Annotated in this window: 16 protein-coding genes; 11 read left to right on the forward strand and 5 right to left on the reverse strand. The window is 67.8% G+C overall.

What is annotated here, in order from left to right; all coding sequences use genetic code 11:
• Nucleotides 1–59 precede the first annotated feature (59 nt).
• Nucleotides 60–824 carry a basic amino acid ABC transporter substrate-binding protein gene (locus tag ACAM57_RS00790; RefSeq protein ID WP_369660395.1) on the reverse strand — a complete coding sequence of 255 codons (765 nt, stop codon included), beginning with the start codon at nt 822–824 and terminating at the stop codon, nt 60–62.
• Between the two features lie 281 nt (nt 825–1,105).
• On the opposite strand from ACAM57_RS00790, the gene ACAM57_RS00795 reads away from it, so the two are divergent.
• From ACAM57_RS00795 to ACAM57_RS00815, 5 genes are all read left to right on the forward strand, one after another.
• The gene (locus ACAM57_RS00795) at nt 1,106–1,756 is read left to right on the forward strand and encodes a hypothetical protein (RefSeq protein ID WP_126021098.1); all 651 of its coding nucleotides are present in this window, start codon (nt 1,106–1,108) and stop codon (nt 1,754–1,756) included.
• Between the two features lie 13 nt (nt 1,757–1,769).
• Nucleotides 1,770–2,312: an ATP/GTP-binding protein gene (locus ACAM57_RS00800; protein WP_369660396.1), complete on the forward strand. Its 543-nt coding sequence runs from the start codon at nt 1,770–1,772 to the stop codon at nt 2,310–2,312.
• Nucleotides 2,309–2,692, forward strand: coding sequence for a roadblock/LC7 domain-containing protein (locus tag ACAM57_RS00805; RefSeq protein ID WP_126021100.1), 384 nt, complete (start codon nt 2,309–2,311; stop codon nt 2,690–2,692). Before ACAM57_RS00800 ends, ACAM57_RS00805 begins: the two co-directional genes overlap by 4 nt.
• 106 nt (nt 2,693–2,798) lie before the next feature.
• Entirely contained in the window at nt 2,799–3,158 is a 360-nt protein-coding gene (locus tag ACAM57_RS00810; RefSeq protein WP_184639429.1) for a hypothetical protein, read from the forward strand.
• Nucleotides 3,159–3,348: 190 nt separating this feature from the next.
• Nucleotides 3,349–5,040, forward strand: a complete 1,692-nt coding sequence (locus tag ACAM57_RS00815) for a M28 family metallopeptidase (protein ID WP_369660397.1) — start codon at nt 3,349–3,351, stop codon at nt 5,038–5,040.
• A gap of 6 nt (nt 5,041–5,046) precedes the next feature.
• Here the strand turns inward: ACAM57_RS00815 and ACAM57_RS00820 are convergent, their stop codons facing one another.
• Nucleotides 5,047–5,547 carry an Lrp/AsnC family transcriptional regulator gene (locus ACAM57_RS00820; protein WP_184639432.1) on the reverse strand — a complete coding sequence of 167 codons (501 nt, stop codon included), beginning with the start codon at nt 5,545–5,547 and terminating at the stop codon, nt 5,047–5,049.
• A gap of 175 nt (nt 5,548–5,722) precedes the next feature.
• On the opposite strand from ACAM57_RS00820, the gene ACAM57_RS00825 reads away from it, so the two are divergent.
• From ACAM57_RS00825 to ACAM57_RS00845, 5 genes are all read left to right on the forward strand, one after another.
• On the forward strand, nt 5,723–9,334 hold the full coding sequence (locus tag ACAM57_RS00825; RefSeq protein WP_369660398.1) for an indolepyruvate ferredoxin oxidoreductase family protein: 3,612 nt from the start codon (nt 5,723–5,725) through the stop codon (nt 9,332–9,334).
• A gap of 280 nt (nt 9,335–9,614) precedes the next feature.
• On the forward strand, nt 9,615–9,944 hold the full coding sequence (yajC, locus tag ACAM57_RS00830) for a preprotein translocase subunit YajC (protein ID WP_093196024.1): 330 nt from the start codon (nt 9,615–9,617) through the stop codon (nt 9,942–9,944).
• A gap of 78 nt (nt 9,945–10,022) precedes the next feature.
• Complete coding sequence (gene secD, locus ACAM57_RS00835; protein WP_369660399.1) at nt 10,023–11,906, forward strand: protein translocase subunit SecD; 1,884 nt, start codon at nt 10,023–10,025, stop codon at nt 11,904–11,906.
• A 24-nt stretch (nt 11,907–11,930) separates the two neighbouring features.
• The gene (gene secF, locus ACAM57_RS00840) at nt 11,931–12,884 is read left to right on the forward strand and encodes a protein translocase subunit SecF (protein WP_126021111.1); all 954 of its coding nucleotides are present in this window, start codon (nt 11,931–11,933) and stop codon (nt 12,882–12,884) included.
• Between the two features lie 159 nt (nt 12,885–13,043).
• A complete protein-coding gene (locus ACAM57_RS00845) occupies nt 13,044–15,476 on the forward strand; it encodes a DUF1631 family protein (protein WP_369660400.1) in 2,433 nt (810 codons plus the stop codon).
• A gap of 117 nt (nt 15,477–15,593) precedes the next feature.
• Here the strand turns inward: ACAM57_RS00845 and ACAM57_RS00850 are convergent, their stop codons facing one another.
• From ACAM57_RS00850 to ACAM57_RS00860, 3 genes are read right to left on the reverse strand one after another with little or no spacing between them, the layout of a single operon-like run.
• Nucleotides 15,594–16,112 (reverse strand): DUF494 family protein, encoded by a 519-nt coding sequence (locus tag ACAM57_RS00850; RefSeq protein WP_369660401.1) that lies wholly within the window; start codon nt 16,110–16,112, stop codon nt 15,594–15,596.
• 34 nt (nt 16,113–16,146) lie between these two features.
• On the reverse strand, nt 16,147–17,307 hold the full coding sequence (gene dprA / locus ACAM57_RS00855) for a DNA-processing protein DprA (protein WP_184639441.1): 1,161 nt from the start codon (nt 17,305–17,307) through the stop codon (nt 16,147–16,149).
• Nucleotides 17,308–17,341: 34 nt separating this feature from the next.
• Entirely contained in the window at nt 17,342–18,559 is a 1,218-nt protein-coding gene (locus ACAM57_RS00860) for a LysM peptidoglycan-binding domain-containing protein (protein WP_369660402.1), read from the reverse strand.
• 158 nt (nt 18,560–18,717) lie between these two features.
• Between ACAM57_RS00860 and def the strand changes: the two genes are divergently transcribed.
• Nucleotides 18,718–19,236 carry a peptide deformylase gene (def, locus tag ACAM57_RS00865; protein WP_126021118.1) on the forward strand — a complete coding sequence of 173 codons (519 nt, stop codon included), beginning with the start codon at nt 18,718–18,720 and terminating at the stop codon, nt 19,234–19,236.
• Nucleotides 19,237–19,240 lie beyond the last annotated feature (4 nt).

Here is a 19,240-nt window from a genome sequence, read left to right on the forward strand (position 1 = left end):
CAATACCAGCGGCCCGGCGGAGCCGGTTCCGCGGTATTCCTGGCCTATGCCGTGGGGGTTCATCGGACGTTCGGGTCCTTGTTGAACCACTTCTTGTAGATCGTCACGTAGCTGCCGTCGGCGCGGATGGCGGCGAGGCCGGCCGTGAGCCTGTCCAGCAGCGCCTTGTCGCCCTTCTTCACGACGATGCCGAAGCCCTCTTCGGGAAAGGACTTGTCGTCCAGCGTCTTCAGGTCGGGGTTCTGCGCCACGCGGTAGGCGATCACGCCGTTGTCGCCCATGGCGGCATCGACGCCGCCGCTGGCCAGCTCGGAAATGATGAGCGGCGTGCTCTCGAAGCGGCGGATGTCGGGGCTGGTCTTGCCGAACTCGCGCGAGGCGATGTCGTCGGCCGTGGAGGCGCTGACCACGGCGATCTTCTTGCCGGCCAGGTCCTTCAGCGAGGCGACCTTGCTGTTCTTCGGCAGCGCGATCAGCTGGCGGGCCGCGAAGTACGGCGGCGTGAAGTCGTAGCTCTGCTTGCGCTTCTCGTTGATGGTCACGCCGGAGATCACGAGGTCGACGTCGCCGTTGTTCAGCGCGCCGAAGATGCCGGTGAAGGGCGTGTTGACGATCTTGATCTTCAGGCCCTGCTGCTTGGCGATGGCGTTGATGATGTCGATGTCGAAGCCGACGATCTGCTTGTCCTTGTTCTCGAAGGCGAAGGGCGCGTAGGTGGCGCTGGAGGCCACGATCAGCTCGCGGTTCTGGGCCTGGGCGCCCAGCGAGAAGGCCGCGCTGGCGGAAAGAAGAACGAGCGACAGGGCGCGCCGGATGCGGTTCATGGGGTATCTCCGGGGAAATGAGGCTTTGGGGAGGCTTTGGGCGGCCATGGCCGTCCAAAAGGGCAAAGGTGCGGGATTTTAGGCCCCCGGCTGCGGGGCCCCCCGCCGCGTTCCGCCCTGCATGGGTGTGGCGCCGAAGCCTTCGCTGGTAACAAATGCTGTGGATTTCTTCTCGATGCATGCCCCAATTTCGGGCAACGGCCCGTTTTTGAATACGCCAATAGTTAACAACACCAACAATGGCGAAGCTTTGAAAACAAGTAATCAGGGAAGAAGAAGGTATGTCTCTCGTACTGGGCGTCATGGGGCTCCCTCAGGTTGAGGTCGAGCTCCTGAGAATCATCGTGCGCCTCAGCTCCAATCTCCGCTCGCGCTGGACCGTCAGCGAATCGCGCTCGTGCGACCTGCTGCTGATGGACGGCGATTTCCCCGCTTCCGAATGGCAGGCGCTCAGGGCGCGCTTCGTCGTGCCCATGGTGACCCGCGGCGATACCACCGCCAGGAGCGCGAGCCGCGCGCTCGCACGGCCCATCTACGCCGAGGAACTGGTGGAGCTGCTCAACGAAGTCGCTCCGGGCAACGCGCCCGCCGAAGCCGCGCGTGCTGCTGTGCGCTCGCCCGGCATGCGTGCCTCGCTGGTGCGCTGGCCCTCGCAGGCGACGCTGCGGCGCCATCCGGCCTTCGTGCGGCTCGCCGCCGCGCTTGCCAGGAGCATGCAATCTGCGGAGAGCCTCAGCGTGCTCGGCCGTGTCGATGTCGAGGTGTGCAGCACATTTCTCGGCCTGCTCGACGGCGAAGGCGCACTGGCCTGGGCCGAGCAGGCGCCAGCGCCTTCCGCATCTTCCGCGTCCCGTGCGCACGCCGGCGGCGAGGCCGCGCGGCGCAAGCAGGGCCTGCTCTCGCGCATCCGGCAGCGCCTCGGGCTGGCCTGAGCGGAGCGCTGCCATGAGGGACTACAAGCTCGTCTTCACGGGCCCGATGGGCGTGGGCAAGACCACGGCCATCGCCGCCATCAGCGAAACACCGCCGGTCAGCACCGAGGTCGCCAATGCCGACGCCTCGATCGCCAAGGCCACCACCACCGTCGGGCTCGACTTCGGCCAGGTCACGCTGGACAACGGCGACCGGCTGCGCCTGTACGGCACGCCGGGGCAGGCCCGCTTCGACTTCATGTGGAAGATCCTGGTGCGCGACGCGCTGGGCTTCGCCATCCTCATCGACAACAGCCGGCCCGACCCGCTCGCCGACCTCGCTGCCTACCTCGACGGCTTCGCGGGCGCGCTCCAGCAGATGCCCTGCGCGATCGGCGTGAGCCGGCTGCCGAGCCATCCATTTCCCACGCTTGACGACTATGCGCGCGCCCTGACGGCGCGCGGACTGGTGCTGCCGGTGATGGCGACCGATCCGCGCCGCAGGGACGACGTGGTCGCGCTGATCGAGACGCTGCTGATGCAGATCGAGGCGCTCGACGAAGAGATTGCGCCATGAGGATTCCCCACGAGATCAAGCTGCGCGCCGCGGCCGAGGTGCTGCGCGTGCTGGAAGACGTGAACGGCATCGCCTCCGTGGTGATCGCCACGCCCGACGGCTTCGAGATCGCCAGCGCCAGCCAGCGCCACTTCGAGCCCGCGCGCATCGCCGCGATGGCCAGCTCCATCTCCGCCATCGGCGCCGTCGTGTCGCAGGAGGCGCGGCTGGGCCGCTGCACCTGCATCACGGTGGCCACCGACAAGGGCTTCGCGCTCGTCAGCCCGGTGCGCAACGGCGAGACCGAACTGGTGGTGAACGTCATCGCCGACGCCAATGCGGTGCTGGCGCAGGTGATGTACCGGAGCGCCGCCTGCGTGCGGCTGCTCGAGGCGCCCTGAGCAGCCTGCAGAAAGAAAAAACATCGGGCGGGGACGGGTTGCATGCGACGCCCCCGCTTCATCCCTCAGTCGCATGAATCGAACCGAACCACAGGAAATCATTGAAATGGCCTCGATCCAGAACAGCCTCGAAAACCTCCTGACCGCCGACGGCGCCCTGTGCGCAGCCGTGGTCGACTCCGGCAGCGGCATGATGCTGGGCGCCATCGGCACCGGCGTCGACCTCGAAGTGGCGGCCGCCGGCAACACCGAGGTGGTGCGCGCCAAGCTCAAGACGATGCGCGCGCTCGGCCTGAACGACAGCATCGAGGACATCCTGATCACCCTCGGCAAGCAGTACCACCTGCTGCGCCCGATGGCGCAGAAGGAAGGCGTGTTCATCTACTTCGTGCTGGACAAGGCCAAGTCGAACCTCGCGCTGGCCCGCCGCAAGCTGCAGGACGTCGAGAAGGAAATGAGCTTCTGAGCAGGCACTGTTCGCCCAACCGCGGGCGCAGCGCCAGGCCGGCTTCCTCACGGAGCCGGCCTTTTTCATTCCACCCGGCTTGTCGCGCGGCGACGGGACAACCAAGGTTCTCGGCGCAGGACGAAGGACATCGGCGAAGGGGCGCGGCCCGCTGGCTAGCATCCGGGGCTTTGCGGTTCAGGAGCCTTGCATGACGACGATCCAGCGGCTTGCTTCCCATCTTCTCTGCGGCATCGGCCTTGCGTCGGGCGCCGCGGTCGCGCTGGCGGCCGATCCCGCAACGCGGCCCTTCGATCCGCAGCGCCTCTCGCAGATCGTGAAGACGGTCTCGGGCGACGATTTCGAGGGCCGCGCGCCCGCCACGCCGGCGGAAGCGAAGACGCTCGACTACCTTGTCGCGCAGTTCAAGGCCGCCGGCCTCGCGCCCGGCGGCGATCTCGAAGGCGGCCGGCGCGGCTGGACGCAGTCGGTGCCGCTGGTGAAGACCGAGTTCCGCGGCACGCCGCAGATCACGCTGCAGGTGGGCGCGCAGCGCGACGCGCTGGCGCAGGGCGAGCAGATCGCGGTGCGCGCGGCGCTCGACGGCTCGACCGCGGTGTCGATCCAGCAGGCGCCGCTGGTCTTCGTGGGCTACGGCGTGAGCGCGCCCGAGCGGCGCTGGGACGACTACAAGGGCGTCGACCTGAAGGGCAAGATCGCGGTGGTGCTGGTGAACGACCCCGACTTCGAAGCGAGTGGAAGCGGCAGCGGCGACTTCGGCGGCAAGGCCATGACCTACTACGGCCGCTGGACCTACAAGTTCGAGGAGGCCGCGCGCCGCGGCGCGCTGGGTGTGCTGATCGTCCACGAGACCGCGCCGGCCTCGTACGGCTGGGCCACGGTCAGGAACTCCAACACCGCGACCATGCTCGACATCGAGCGCGAACAGCCCGCGTCGGTGCATCCGAAGCTGGAGGGCTGGATACAGCGCGACGTGGCGGTCGAGCTGCTGCGCCGCGCGGGCCTGGACTTCGAGGCGCAGAAGAAGCTCGCGCAGACGCGCGAGTTCCAGCCGCAGCTGCTGAAGGGCGCGAGCCTGTCGGCGGAGTACGCGATCGACCGGCAGGTGATCGTCTCGAAGAACGTGGTCGGCCGCATCGAAGGCCGCAAGCGACCGGACGAGACGGTGATCTACAGCGCCCACTGGGACCACCTCGGCGTGGGCGCGCCCGATGCGAAGGGCGACCGCATCTACAACGGCGCCGTCGACAACGGCACCGGCCTGGCCGCGCTCATCGAGATGGGCCGCGCCTTCGCGAGCGCGCGCCACAGGCCCGAGCGTTCGGTCGTGTTCCTCGCGGTGACGGCGGAGGAGCGCGGCCTGCTCGGCTCGGAGTTCTATGGCGCGAAGCCGCTGTACCCGCTGGCGAAGACGGTGGCCGTCATCAACATGGACGCGCTCAGCCCAGAAGGCCCGGCGCGCAACTTCAGCACCTCGGGCAGCGCGGTCTCGCAGCTGCAGGACCTGCTGGTGGAGCAGGCGCGGGGCTTCGGCCTGGCTTACGCACCCGATCCGCATCCAGAGGCCGGCTACTTCTTTCGCTCCGACCACTTCTCCTTTGCCAAGCGCGGCGTGCCGGCACTTTCGTTCGCCTCGGGCAACGACCTGGTGGACGGCGGCCTCGCTGCCGGCGAGGCGGCGAGCAAGGCCTACAACGCCGAGCGCTACCACCAGCCGGCCGACGAATGGCGCGCGGACTGGTCCTTCACCGGCATGGCGCACGACCTGCCGCTGCTCTACCGTGTGGGCGAGACGCTGGCGAACAGCCGGCGCTGGCCGGAGTGGGGGCAGTCTTCGGAATTCCGCGCGGTGCGCGAGGCGAGCAGGGCCGAGCGGCGCTGATCCGTCCTAGGCCGCGCGCGGCCGGCCGGCGCCGCCGCCCAGGTGCGCCAGCGGCAGCGCGCTGCTGGCCTTCACCTCGCCCAGCGAGAAGCTGGTGTGCAGGTCCTTCACGTTCGGCAGGTTCATCAGGTGCTGGCGCGCGAAGGCCGAGAAGCTGTCGAGGTCCTGCGCCACCACCTGCAGCTCGAAGGTGCCGGTGCCGCTGATGTAGTGGCAGGCGATCACGTCGGGCAGCTTGCGGATCGCGTCCTCCAGGCGGCGCGTGGCCTCGTGGGTGACGCGCTCCGTGTCGACCCGCACGAAGGCGAGCACGCCCAGGCCGATCTTGTGGCGGTCGATCTCGGCGTGGTAGCCCTTGATGAAGCCCGCTTCCTCCAGCGCGCGCACCCGGCGCCAGCAGGGCGCGGCCGACAGGCCCACGCGCTGCGCAAGCTCGGCGTTGGTAAGGCGTCCGTCGGCCTGCAGTTCTTGCAGGATTGCAAGGTCGAACTTGTCGATGCTTTCCATGGATGCCGATGTTAAGCAAGATTCTTTCTGGAAGCTCGTTTTTTCAGGCAAAGAACGCAAACACCTGTCGCGGACCCCGGCATACACTTTGCGTGATCATGGGCTCGTGCCCTACCCGGGCACAGACCCAGAAACAGCCAGGCCCACGAGGCCCTGCCAAACGGAGACAGACGACATGAATGCACCGCTACCCGCGCACATTCGCAAGGCCCTAGAAACCGTCACGCTCGACGACAAGTACTCCCTCGACTACGGCCGCGCGTTCATGAGCGGCGTGCAGGCCCTGGTGAAGCTGCCCATGCTGCAGCGGCTGCGCGACCAGCAGGCCGGCAAGAACACCGCCGGCTTCATCAGCGGCTACCGCGGCTCCCCGCTCGGCGGCTACGACCAGGCGCTGTGGAAGGCCAGCAAGTTTCTTAAAGAACAGAACATCGTCTTCCAGCCCGGCGTGAACGAAGAGCTCGCCGCCACCGCGCTCTGGGGCACCCAGCAGCTGGGCTTCTCCCCGCAGGGCACCAACAAGTTCGACGGCGTCTTCGGCATCTGGTACGGCAAGGGCCCGGGCGTGGACCGCTGCTCCGACGTCTTCAAGCACGCCAACATGGCCGGCACCACCGAGTACGGCGGCGTGATCGCGGTGGCGGGCGACGACCACATCTCCAAGAGCTCCACCGCCGCGCACCAGAGCGACCACATCTTCAAGGCCTGCGGCACGCCGGTGTTCTTCCCGGCGAACGTGCAGGAAATCCTGGACCTGGGCATCCACGCCTTCGCCATGAGCCGCTTCGCGGGCGTGTGGTCGGGCATGAAGACGATCCAGGAGATCGTCGAGTCGAGCGCCACGGCCATGATCGACCCCGACCGCGTCGAGATCGTCATTCCCACCGACTTCGAGATGCCGCCCGGCGGCCTGCACATCCGCTGGCCCGACCACGCGCTGGAGCAGGAAGCCCGGCTCATGCACTACAAGTGGTACGCCGCGCTGGCCTACATCCGCGCCAACCGGCTCAACCACAACGTGATCGAGGGCCCCAACGACCGCTTCGGCATCATGGCCAGCGGCAAGGCCTACAACGACACCCGCCAGGCGCTCATCGACCTGGGCCTGGACGACGCGGCCTGCCGCCAGCTCGGCATCCGCCTGCACAAGGTGGGCGTGGTGTGGCCGCTGGAGGCGCAGCTCACGCGCCAGTTCGCCACCGGCCTGCAGGAGATCCTGGTGGTGGAAGAGAAGCGCCAGGTCATCGAATACCAGCTCAAGGAAGAGCTCTACAACTGGCGCCCCGACGTGCGGCCCAACGTGGTCGGCAAGTTCGACGAGGGCGAGGTGCATGCGGCCGAGGGCTACTCGGGCGGCGAATGGTCGATGCCCAACCCGACCTCGCACACGCTGCTGCGCGCCAACGCCGACCTGAACCCGGCGCTCATCGCCAAGGCCATCGCCTCGCGCCTGAAGAAGACCGGCCTCCTGGCCGCGGCCGGCGCCGACATGGCCGCGCGCATCGACGCGCAGCTCGCCATCCTGGAAGCCAAGGAGCGCTCGATGGCGCTGCAGCAGGCCTCCACCGGGGTGGCCGACGCCACGCGCCAGCCGTGGTTCTGCTCGGGCTGCCCGCACAACACCAGCACCGTGGTGCCCGAGGGCTCGCGCGCGATGGGTGGCATCGGCTGCCACTTCATGGCGACCTGGATGGACCGCTCCACCATCGGCTTCACGCAGATGGGCGGCGAGGGTGTGCCGTGGGTGGGCCAGCAGCCCTTCACCACCGACCAGCACATCTTCGCGAACCTGGGCGACGGCACCTACTTCCACAGCGGCCTGCTGGCCATCCGCCAGAGCATCGCGGCGGGCGTGAACATCACCTACAAGATCCTCTACAACGACGCGGTCGCCATGACCGGCGGCCAGCAGGTCGGCGAACGGCCCGAGGGACACTCGGTGCTGCAGATCGCCGAGAGCCTGCATGCCGAGGGCGCGAAGAAGGTGGTGATCGTCACCGACGAGCCCGAGAAATACGAGGGCGTGAGCATCCCCGGCGACCACGTGCAGGTGAAGCACCGCGACCTGCTCGACGACGTGCAGCGCGAGTTCCGCGCCATCCCCGGCACCACGGCCATCATCTACGACCAGACCTGCGCCACCGAGAAGCGCCGCCGCCGCAAGCGCGGCACGGCGGTCGATCCGGCCAAGCGCGTGGTCATCAACGAACTGGTCTGCGAAGGCTGCGGCGACTGCAGCGTGCAGAGCAACTGCCTGAGCGTGGAGCCGCTGGAGACCGAGTTCGGCCGCAAGCGCACCATCAACCAGAGCAGCTGCAACAAGGACATGAGCTGCCTCAAGGGGTTCTGCCCGAGCTTCGTGACCGTCGAGGGCGGCCAGCTGAAGAAGAAGGGCAAGAACAAGGCGGCCACGCCGGCCGAGTTCGGCCTGCTGCCCGAACCCTCGATTCCGTCGCTGGCCGGCGGCAGGGTCTGGGGCGTGGTGGTGGCGGGCGTGGGCGGCACCGGCGTCATCACCATCGGCCAGCTGCTGGGCATGGCGGCGCATATCGAGGCCAAGGGCATCGTCACGCAAGATGCCGCCGGCCTCGCGCAGAAGGGCGGCGCCACCTGGAGCCACGTGCTCATCGGCGACACGCAGGACGACATCCGCACCACCCGCGTGGGTACGGCGGCGGCCGACCTGATCCTGGCCTGCGACCCGCTGGTCACGGTGAACGCCGAGACCATGGCGCGCATGCGCGAAGGGCGCACGCACGTCGCGCTCAACAGCCACAGCTCGCCGACGGCTGCCTTCGTGCGCAATGCCAACTGGAAGAACCCCGAGGAAGCCTGCGCCGCCGAGATCGCGCGTGCCGTGGGCGTGGACGGCGTAGGCAGCTTCGACGCCGATGCCACCGCGACCGCGCTGATGGGCGACACCATCTACGTCAACCCGATGATCCTGGGCTACGCCTGGCAGAAGGGCTGGATCCCGCTGGCGCACGAGTCGCTGATGCGCGCCATCGAGCTGAACGCCGTGGCCGTCGAGAACAACAAGGCGGCTTTCGAATGGGGCCGCCAGGCAGCCGTGCGGCCGGAAGAGCTGGTCAAGCGCGTGCGCCCGGGGCAGGTCATCGAGTTCAAGAAGCGCGAGTCGGTGGAGAGCATCGTCGAGCGCCGCGCGGAGTTCCTCACCGGCTACCAGAACGCCGCCTATGCCGACGAATACAAGCACTTCGTGGGCAAGGTGCGCCAGGCCGAGTCGGCCGTGGGCAAGAGCACCGCGCTGACCGAGGCGGTGGCGCGCTACCTCTTCAAGCTGATGGCGTACAAGGACGAGTACGAAGTCGCCCGCCTGCATACCGACCGCACTTTCCTCGATCGCATCGAGGGCATGTTCGAAGGCGACTACAAGCTCAACTACCACCTGGCGCCGCCGATCATCGCGAAGAAGAACTCCAAGGGGCAGCTGCAGAAGCAGAAGTTCGGCCCCTGGATGCTGACTGGCTTCAGGTTCCTCGCGAAGCTCAAGGGCCTGCGCGGCACGGCGCTCGATATCTTCGGCCGCACGGAAGAGCGCAAGACCGAGCGCGCACTGATCGGCGAATACCGCGCCGCCATCGAGGAAGTCATCGGCGCCCTGCGTGCCGACAACCACGCGCTGGCGCTGGAGATCGCGAGCCTGCCGGAGCAGATCCGCGGCTACGGCCACGTGAAGGACCGCAACCTGGCGGCCGCCCGCACCCGCTGGAGCGAGCTGATGGCCAAGTGGCGCAACCCGCAGGGGCAGCGCGCGGCGGCCTGAGCCTTTCGAGCCGATCGGCCACGCAAAGGGCGCCCGCGGGCGCCCTTTGCTATTGATTCAATAGCAATCCGCCGGCGCGGAAAGCCCTCCCCGCCGCGCCGGATAAGCGCTCCGGGCGGCGATCCGCGCCGAATACAATGCCCGGTGCTGTGCGCGGCCAGGCCCCGCCGCGCTTTGACTTGGCGCACCCGCATCCCGCGTGGCCGCGAACCCCAAGGAACCGCGGGCGTGGCCCGCGCTCCCACACGTTTTCTTTCTCTTCCCTCTGCTGGAGACTCTCTTGTTCATTTCCTCTGCTTTCGCCCAGACCGCGCCCGCTGCAGGCGGCGGCGACATGATGTCCTCGCTCGGCAGCATGCTGCCGCTGGTGCTGATGTTCGTGGTGCTGTACTTCGTCATGATCCGGCCCCAGATGAAGCGCCAGAAGGAAGCCCGCGCCATGATCGAGGCGCTCGCCAAGGGCGACGAAGTCGCCACCGCCGGCGGCCTGCTCGGCAAGATCACCTCGCTGAACGACCAGTACCTGGGCCTCGAGATCGCCAACGGCGTCGAGATCAAGATCCAGCGCAGCGCCGTGGTGCAGGTCCTGCCCAAGGGCACCGTCAAATAAAGGCGTGAGCTGACCTTGCGCCTTCGGGCGCGGGGCCCCAATTCACGCCGTGTTCCGTTTCAGAAAAAGCGCTTTCTCATGAACCGTTACCCGGTCTGGAAGTACGCGATCATCGTGGTCGTGCTGCTCGTGGGGCTCATCTACGCCCTCCCCAATTTCTTCGGTGAGGCGCCTGCGGTGCAGGTGTCGGCAGCCAAGTCGACCGTCAAGATCGACGCGTCGACCCAGGCCAAGGTGGAGGGGCTGCTCAAGACGGCCGGCCTCACGCCCGACCTGCTGACCCTCGAACCCACCGCGGTGCGCGCCCGCTTCGCGACCACCGACGACCAGATCAAGGCGCGCGACACGCTCCAGCAGGCGCTGGTGCCCGACGCCGACGACGCTTCATACACGGTGGCGCTCAACCTCGTGTCGCGCTCGCCCTCGTGGCTGACAGCGCTGCACGCCTTCCCGATGTACCTGGGCCTCGACCTGCGCGGCGGCGTCGACTTCCTGCTGCAGGTCGACATGCGCGGCGTGCTCGACAAGAAGGCCGAGTCCTTCGCCGGCGACATCCGCATGGGCCTGCGCGAGAAGAAGGTGCGCGGCAGCGCCGTGAACCGCAACGGCCAGAGCGTGGAGATCACGCTGCGTGACGCCGACAGCGTCGAGATCGCCCGGCGCCTGATCCAGGACCAGATGCCCGACCTGAGCACCGTCGAGACCCAGCAGGGCAGCGAATGGCGCATCGTGGCGAGCATCAAGCCCGAGGCCGCCCGCCGCTTCCAGGACGCGGCGCTCAAGCAGAACGTGACCACGCTGCACAACCGGATCAACGAACTCGGCGTGGCCGAACCCGTGATCCAGCAGCAGGGCATCGACCGCATCGTCGTGCAGCTGCCCGGCATGCAGGACCCGGCCCAGGCCAAGCGCATCATCGGCCGCACCGCCACGCTCGAGATGCGCCTGGTGGACGAAAGCGCCGAAGGCCGCGCCGCCGAACTGAGCGGCGGCCCCGTGCCCTTCGGCTCCGAGAAATTCCTCGACCGCCAGGGCCGCCCGGTGATCGTCAAGAAGCAGGTGCTCGTCACCGGCGAGAACCTCACCGACGCGCAGCCCGGCTTCGACCAGCAGAGCAACCAGCCCAAGGTCGACCTGACCATGGACTCCAAGGGCGGCACCATCATGCGTGACGTCAGCCGCGAGAATTACAAGAAGCGCATGGCCATGCTGATCTTCGAGAAGGGCAAGGGCGAAGTGCTCACGGCTCCCTCGATCAACGGCGAACTCGGCAACCGCTTCCAGGTCTCGGGCTCGATGAGCGTGGCCGAGGCCAACGACCTCGCGCTGCTGCTGCGCGCCGGCTCGCTGGCCGCGCCCATGGAAATCATCCAGGAACGCACCATCGGCCCGACGCAGGGCGCAGAGAACATCAAGAAGGGCTTCGACAGCGTGATGTACGGCTTCGCCGCGATCATGGTGTTCATGTGCATCTACTACGCGCTGTTCGGCCTGTTCTCGTCGATCGCGCTGGCCGTCAACCTGCTGCTGCTGGTGGCCATCCTCTCGATCCTGCAGGCCACGCTCACGCTGCCGGGCATCGCGGCCATGGCCCTGGCCATCGGCGTGGCGATCGACTCCAACGTGCTGATCAACGAGCGCGTGCGCGAGGAACTGCGCAACGGGGCGTCGCCGCAGGCGGCGATCCACGCGGGCTACGAACGCGCCTGGGGCACCATCCTGGACTCCAACGTGACCACGCTGATCGCGGGTATCGCGCTGCTGGCCTTCGGCTCGGGCCCGGTGCGCGGCTTCGCGGTGGTGCACTGCATCGGCATCGTCACCTCGATGTTCTCGGCCGTGTTCTTCTCGCGCGGCCTCGTGAACTTCTGGTACGGCCAGAAGAAGAAGCTCAAGTCGGTGTCCATCGGTACGGTGTGGCGCCCCTCGACCGACGGCACGGCCGCGGCCGAAACCAAGTAAGCGGCAGAAGAAGGACGCACAGCCATGGAATTCTTCCGCATCCACAAGACCATTCCGTTCATGCGCCACGCGCTGGTGCTGAACATCGTCTCCGTCGTCACGTTCGCGCTGGCGGTGTTCTTCCTGTTCCACCGCGGACTGCACCTGTCGGTGGAGTTCACCGGCGGCACGGTGATGGAAGTTGCCTACAACCAGTCGGCCGACGTCGGCAAGGTACGCGACATCGTCGGCAAGCTGGGCTACACCGAAGTGCAGGTGCAGAGCTTCGGCAAGTCGGTGCAGATCCGCCTGCCGGTGAAGAAGGGCGTGACCTCCGCCCAGCAGAGCGCCGAGGTGATGGACTCGCTGAAGGCGGCCGACCCGTCGGTGGAGCTGCGCAGCAACGAATTCGTCGGCCCGCAGGTCGGCGACGAACTCACCACCAACGGCCTGAAGGCGCTGGGCATGGTGGTCGTCGGCATCATGATCTACCTGGCGTTCCGCTTCGAGTGGAAGTTCGCGCTGGCTACCGTGCTGGCCAACCTGCACGACGTGGTGATCATCCTGGGCTTCTTCGCCTTCTTCCAGTGGGAGTTCTCGCTGGCGGTGCTGGCGGCGGTGCTGGCGGTGCTGGGCTACTCGGTGAACGAGTCGGTGGTGATCTTCGACCGCATCCGCGAGAACTTCCGCCGCTACCGCAAGATGTCGACCACCGAGATCATCGACAACGCGATCACCTCGACCATCAGCCGGACCATCATCACCCACGGCTCCACCCAGCTGGTGGTGCTGTCGATGTTCTTCTTCGGCGGCCCGACGCTGCACTACTTCGCCCTGGCGCTGACCATCGGCATCTGCTTCGGCATCTACTCGTCGGCCTTCGTGGCGGCGGCCATCGCCATGTGGCTCGGCGTGAAGCGCGAGGACCTGGTCAAGGGCGGCCCGACCAAGCGCGACGGCGGCTCCGAGGACGACCCGAACGCCGGCGCCGTCGTCTGACGGATACTCCAGGGTTCGACAACCCAGGGCGACCGCGGCGGCAACCGCCGCGGTTCGCATGCAACGCCGGGCAATCTCCACACTTGTGCGGCGGCCCGTCCCGATGCAAGCTCCGGTTGTCGCCAACGAATCGACTACCCTGGCCCTTCCGACCTTTCAATGAGCATTGCGCGGTCCGCTTCTTCCCTGCAGCTCGCACGCGAGACGCGTGAGCGTTTCGTCTCGGCCACGGAAGGCGCCATCGCCCCCCTGGCGCGCGCGATCCGGGACCGGCTGACCACGCTATCCACCGAGGCCGGCACCGCCCGCTCCATGCAGGACAACCGCGACGACTTCGTCGCCTTCCAGGGGCAGGCCACCCAGTGGGTGACCCTCAGCCAGGCTGGCTGGCGCAAGGCGCTGGCCGCCAGCTCCGGCGGCACGGGCACCCTGCCCTCGGCGCTGCGCCTGGAGCTGATCGGCGACGAGGTGGTGGAAAGCAACATCCTCTCCTCGCGCCTCGCGCAGCTCATCCACGACAAGGCCAGCTTCGAGCTCAGCGACCTGCGCCTGCGCATCCAGCATCTCGAAGGCACCACCGAGCTCGACTCCAAGGACGTGCTCAAGCCCGAGACGCTGGCCAAGCTGCTGGTCGAGCAATGGCTCGCGGCCGGCCTGAGCCGGGGCCTCTGGACTCGCGTGCAGGACACGGTGCAGCAGGGCCTGGTCGACGTGATCGTCAAGGCCTACGAGAGCGCCAACGCCTATCTGATCGCCAACGGCGTGATGCCGGAGATCGACCTCAAGAGCTTTGTCCGGCGCACGGGCAATGCCGCGGGCGCGGGCGGCACCGGCGGCGGATCGGGTGCCGCACCGATGGACGGCGGCGTGCCGGCCGCACACCAGGCCCAACCCCAGGCCGTGCAGCGGCCCGGCTTCGGATTCGAAGGCCAGCAGCAACAGTTCTCCGTGCCGGGCGGGGCTCCCACTACCACCACCACGACAACCACCGGCGGTTCGCCTTTGATGATCGCGCGGCAGCGTGCGCAGACCGCGCTGCTGAGCCTCAAGCGTTTCGTCACCGCCCGCATCGGCGGCGACCCGGGCGCCGCCGGTGGCGCGTTCCAGGCCGTCGGCGCGGAAGGCCGCACCATGAGTCCCGGCAGCCAGCCGGGCAACCAGGTCGGCGGCGGCGTCAGCCCGGCGCCGCGTGCCTTCTCCCGGACATTCGCCGGCGCCATCGCCGAGGCCGAAGCCGCCTACCGGATGGCCGCCACGCAGTACATGGAAGGCGCGGCCGAGCAGGCCACGCTGATGCAGCAGACGGCCGTCGACCTTCGCCGGCGCACGGCGGAGCTCAAGAAGCGCGCGCCGACCACAGCCGACAAGGCCACCGTCGAGATCGTCGCGCTGATGTTCCAGGCCATCCTGGCCGAGGAGCGCATTCCGTTCTCGGCACGCGTGTGGTTCGCGCGCCTGCAGATGCCGGTGCTGCGCGTGGCCATCGCCGAGCCCGAGTTCTTCGGCACCCTGCAACACCCCGCGCGCATGCTGATCGACCGCATGGGCTCGTGCGTCATGGGCTTCGATGCTGCCGCCATCACCGGCAGTGCGCTCGAAGGCGAGATCCGCCGCGTGGTGCAGGTCATCGAGCAGTACCCCGAGACCGGCCAGCGCGTGTTCAAGCTGGTGTTCGACGAATTCGTCGCCTTCCTCAACCGCTACCTCACGCAGAGCGACACCACGCAGCGCGTGATGAGCGTGGCGCAGCAGGTCGAGCAGAAGGAGACGATGGCGATCCAGTACACCATCGAGCTGCGCAAGATGCTGAACGACATGCCGGTGCGCGACGAGATCCGGGAGTTTCTCTTCAAGATCTGGGCCGAGGTGCTGGCCATCGCCGCGCTGCGCTACGGCGCGCAGGGCGAGCAGACCGTGATGCTCAAGCGAGTGGCCTCCGAGCTGGTGTGGGCCGCGAGCGCCAAGCCCAACCGCACCGACCGCGCCCGCGTGATCCAGGACCTGCCGCAGTTGCTGCAGCGCCTGCGCCAGGGCATGGCGCTGCTGGGCATCGTCGACGAGCCGCAGGAAGCGCACATCAAGACCATCGGCGCCACGCTGTCGGATGCCTTCATGTCGAAGACCGAGGCGATCCCGCAGGCCAAGATCGAGGCCATGGCCGAGCGGCTGGCGCACCTGGAAGACTTCGTGAGCGACGTGGGCGGCACCGCCGACCTGCCACTGGACGCGCACAGCATCGAGCTGCTGCTGGGCGTGGATGCCGCGTCCATCGAGGTCATTCCCGACACCGCAGGCGCCAAGGTGCCCGAGGACATGATCGCCTGGGCGCACGAGCTGCAGGTGGGCAACTGGTTCATGCTCGACCACAACGACCGCGTGAGCCAGGTGCAGTTCGTCTGGCGCAGCGACCGCAAGCAGTTGCACCTGTTCGCTTCGGGCGACGGCCGCAGCTTCCTGATCCAGGCCGGACGGCTGGCGGCCTATCTGCAGGCCGGCCTGCTGGTGCCAGCGGAAGAAGAAACGCTCACGGTGCGCGCCACGCGCGAAGCGCTGGCGAAGCTCGATGCAAATCCGGAGCGCCTTCTGAACTAACTGCTGCGCGGCTGTTTTCGCGGAACACCGAGGAACCGGCTCTGCCGGGCCTCAGATGCTGCCCCCGGTAGGGGGTGGCGTAGCGGATACGAAGTGCCGCGCAGCCTGGGGGCGAGCCTAATGCGCGGTGCGGCCTTCGCGGCTTTCGCACAGCTCGTCGAGCACCAGTGCATCGGGCTCGATGCCGGTGCTCCAGTGCACCATCAGCACGATGATCTTCAGCTCGTCGAGCGCGACCGGATCGCCCGGCGCGGCCATCGCGCGCTCGACGACGATCTCGCGCAGCCCGCAGGGCAGCACGTCCGACGATTCGAGAAAGCGGATGAAGCCGAGGCACTCGGCGCCGAGGTGCTCCTGCTCGGCCTGGGAGTAGATGCGCATCGCGTTGCCCGATTGCGGCAGCGCCGCTTCGGGCCTGCCCCCGATCACGACGGTGGCGATGGCCTCGTCGTCGGGGCTGCGTTCGATCTGCAGGCCTTGCGTCGCAAGGCTGAGGCCGTCGAGCCAGTGAAGGGCTTCGCGGATCTCTTCTGCCTCGAATCCATGGGCGCTGAGCTTGCGGCCCAGTTGCTCGGGTTCGGGGCAGGCGTCGCCGCGCCAGTAGTTTTCGTAGACAAAAACAAGCACTTCGAACATGGGCCCAATATAGCCGACGTTCATGCAATGCCAACTAGGTGGAAGCCACGCGCTGGAAGAGACCGCCGGGCAACCGGGACACATGCCCGTCCAGTTCGAGCTCGAGCATCTTCGCCTGCAGCTCGGCGGCGCCCCAGCCGGTGCGTGCGCTGAGCGCGTCGAGGCTCGCCGGTTCGAAACCGAGGACCTCCAGCAGCGGGTCTTCCGGCGATGAAGAAGATGCAGCGGCCACGCCCGTCGCGTTGCCGTAGAGGGGCGAAGCCGAGGCAGTGCGAGGTGCGTGGAGCGGCGGCAGCTCTTCGAGGATGTCGTTCACCGATTCCACGAGCTTCGCGCCCTGGCGGATCAGCGCATGGCAGCCGCGCGATTGCGGAGAGTGGATCGAGCCGGGGATCGCGAACACTTCCTTGCCCTGCTCCGAAGTGAGCCGCGCGGTGATCAGCGAGCCCGACTGCAGCGCGGCCTCGACCACCAGCGTGCCGCGCGCCAGCCCGGCGATCAGGCGGTTGCGCTTCGGAAAATTCTGCGTGAGCGGCGGCGTGCCCAGCGGCAGCTCGCTCACGATCAGTCCCTGCAGCGTGATGCGGTGCGCAAGGTCGCGATGCCGCGCGGGGTAGACGCGATCGAGCCCGGTGCCCACCACGGCCACTGTCGCGAGCACGGGCGCGTCGCCTGCCGCATCGAGCGCACCCTGGTGCGCCGCGCCGTCCACGCCCAGCGCCAGCCCCGACACCACGGGAAGCCCCGCTTCGCCGAGCGCGCGCCCGAAGCTGCGCGCATTGGTCGCGCCCTGCGGCGTCGGGTTGCGGCTGCCCACGACGGCGATGCTGTGGCCGAGCTGCGTGAGGTCGAAGCCGGTGGCGCCGAGCACGTAGAGCATCAGCGGCGGGTCGGCCATTTCGAGCAGGGAGGCCGGGTAGCCGGCGTCGCCGAGCGTGACGACGCGGCGCGAGACCTTGTCGTCGCCCGCCTGCAGCCATTGCCAGGTGAGATCGATCTGCGCCTGCAGGCCGTTGGGCGGCTGCGCGAGCGCCTCGGCCTGTGCGTGCGAGACGACCTCGCGCAAGGCGGCGTCTGGCTGGCTGAAGATTCGCTCGGGCAGCCCGAAGGCCGCGAGCAGGCGGCGCGCGGCACCATCGCCGATGCCGGGCGTCAGCGAAAGCCGCAGCCAGCCTGCGAGTTCTGCGCGTTCCAATCGAGTGTGAGAGAAGAAAGGCCGGGGTCGCGGGTCAGGGATTGACGAGGAAGTCGCCGGCGCGCGGAGTGTCGTTGATTTCGAGCACCAGCGCGTAGGAGACCTTCTCGAAGGTGCGGAAGACCATCAGCAGGCCGATTCGCTCGTTGGGCAGCTTGATGGTTTCCTTGCGCGCGCCGGTGCGGTCGAGGATGGTCTCGCCGTTCTTCAGGATGGCGAGCACGTGGCCGTTGTCGACGCCGTCGCGCGTGCCCTTGTTGATGGCCACCACCTGGTTCTGCGCCGCGAACTGCACCGCGTTGCCGTAGACCGAGATGATGCGTCCCTCGACCTGCGTGGAGGGCGCGCGTGGCACGTAGCTCAGCAACTGGCGCGGCGGCTCGGGCAGCAGGCGGTCGCCGGCGCGCATTTCCTCGCGCGAGGCGATGATGTCGATGCTGGCGGGCACGACGGTGATGACGTCCTTGTCCTCGACCGTCTCGACGGTGGTCGATTCGCCGCGCTGCAGGCGGGCCTTGCCCAGGTACTGCGCCTCGTAGCCGAGGATCTCGCCCGTGCCCGGGTCCTTCAGCGGCGTGGCATTGCGGAAGATGCGGAAGTTCTGCACGGGGCCCGGCACCTCGACCAGCGGCGCCTCGGCGGTTCCGCGGGCATAGGCCCGGTCGCCGCGCGACAGCAGCACGCGGCTGTCGTTGCCGGCCACGATGCGCGGTGCGGCCTCGAGCGTGCCGGCGTCCACCACGATGGGCTCGCTCAGGAAGGGCTCGATGATGCTCGGGTTGAGCGTGGGCAGCGCCATGCCGGCCAGCGAGTCGAAACGGGTGCGGGGTGACAGCTTGATGGTTCCGCCGTCGCCGCTGACGCCGCCGCGGCGGGTGGTCAGGCGGGCGCGGCCGCCGCTCTTGTCCAGGTAGAGCACCTGGCCGGGGTAGATCCGGTGCGGATTGGCGATTTCATTGATGTTCATGCCCCACAGTTCCGGCCAGCGCCAGGGGCGCAGCAGGTAGAGGCGGGAGATGGCCCAGAGCGTGTCGCCCGACTTCACGGTGTATTCGTCGGGCGCCTTGGGCGACAGTTCGCTCAGCGGTACGCCGGCCTGGGCGGTCTGCTGGGCGGTGGCGCGTTGCTGCGGCGTGATGGGGTAGTTCTGAGCCCAGGCCGTCGTGGCGCCGCAACTGCCGATCACCGCCAGGGCTGTCAGCGTGGCAAGGAAGGAGGGGCGCTGGCGGTCGGTGAGTCTGAGCTTTTTCATGTCTGATGGGTGAGCGCGCGACGTATCGCTGCGCATACGAATCTCACAATTTGCTACGAATTCTGCGCTGAAGCCCTTGGGAGGGCAACGTTTTCGGGCTCCGGAGCCGCGTGTCGTCGCGGAATTGGCGAAAATAGCCACAACTTTCCCCCGATTTCATGGCCAAACGAAACATTCTGAGTTACCCGGACAAGCGCCTGCACACCGTGGCCAAGCCGGTGCAGGGCGTCGACGCGCGCATCAAGACGCTGGTCGCCGACATGCTGGAGACCATGTACGACGCCAACGGCATCGGCCTTGCCGCGACCCAGATCGACGTGCACGAGCGCCTCGTCGTCATCGACGTGTCCGAAGAGCGTAACCAGCCCATCGTGCTGATCAACCCCGAAATCACCTGGGCCAGCGAAGAAAAGGTCGTGAACGAGGAGGGCTGCCTCTCGGTGCCCGGCATCTACGACGGCGTGCTGCGCTCCACCTCGGTGAAGGTGCAGGCGCTCGACGAGAACGGCGAGACGCGCACCATCGAAGCCGAAGGCCTGCTGGCCGTGTGCATCCAGCACGAACTCGACCACCTGCTGGGCAAGGTGTTCGTCGAATACCTCTCCCCCCTGAAGCGCAACCGCATCAAGAGCAAGCTGCTGAAGCAGCAGCGCGAAGAAATGCGGGAGCGGGCTTGAACCC

This window comes from Variovorax sp. V15, from assembly GCF_041154425.1.
Taxonomy (GTDB): domain Bacteria; phylum Pseudomonadota; class Gammaproteobacteria; order Burkholderiales; family Burkholderiaceae_C; genus Variovorax; species Variovorax guangxiensis.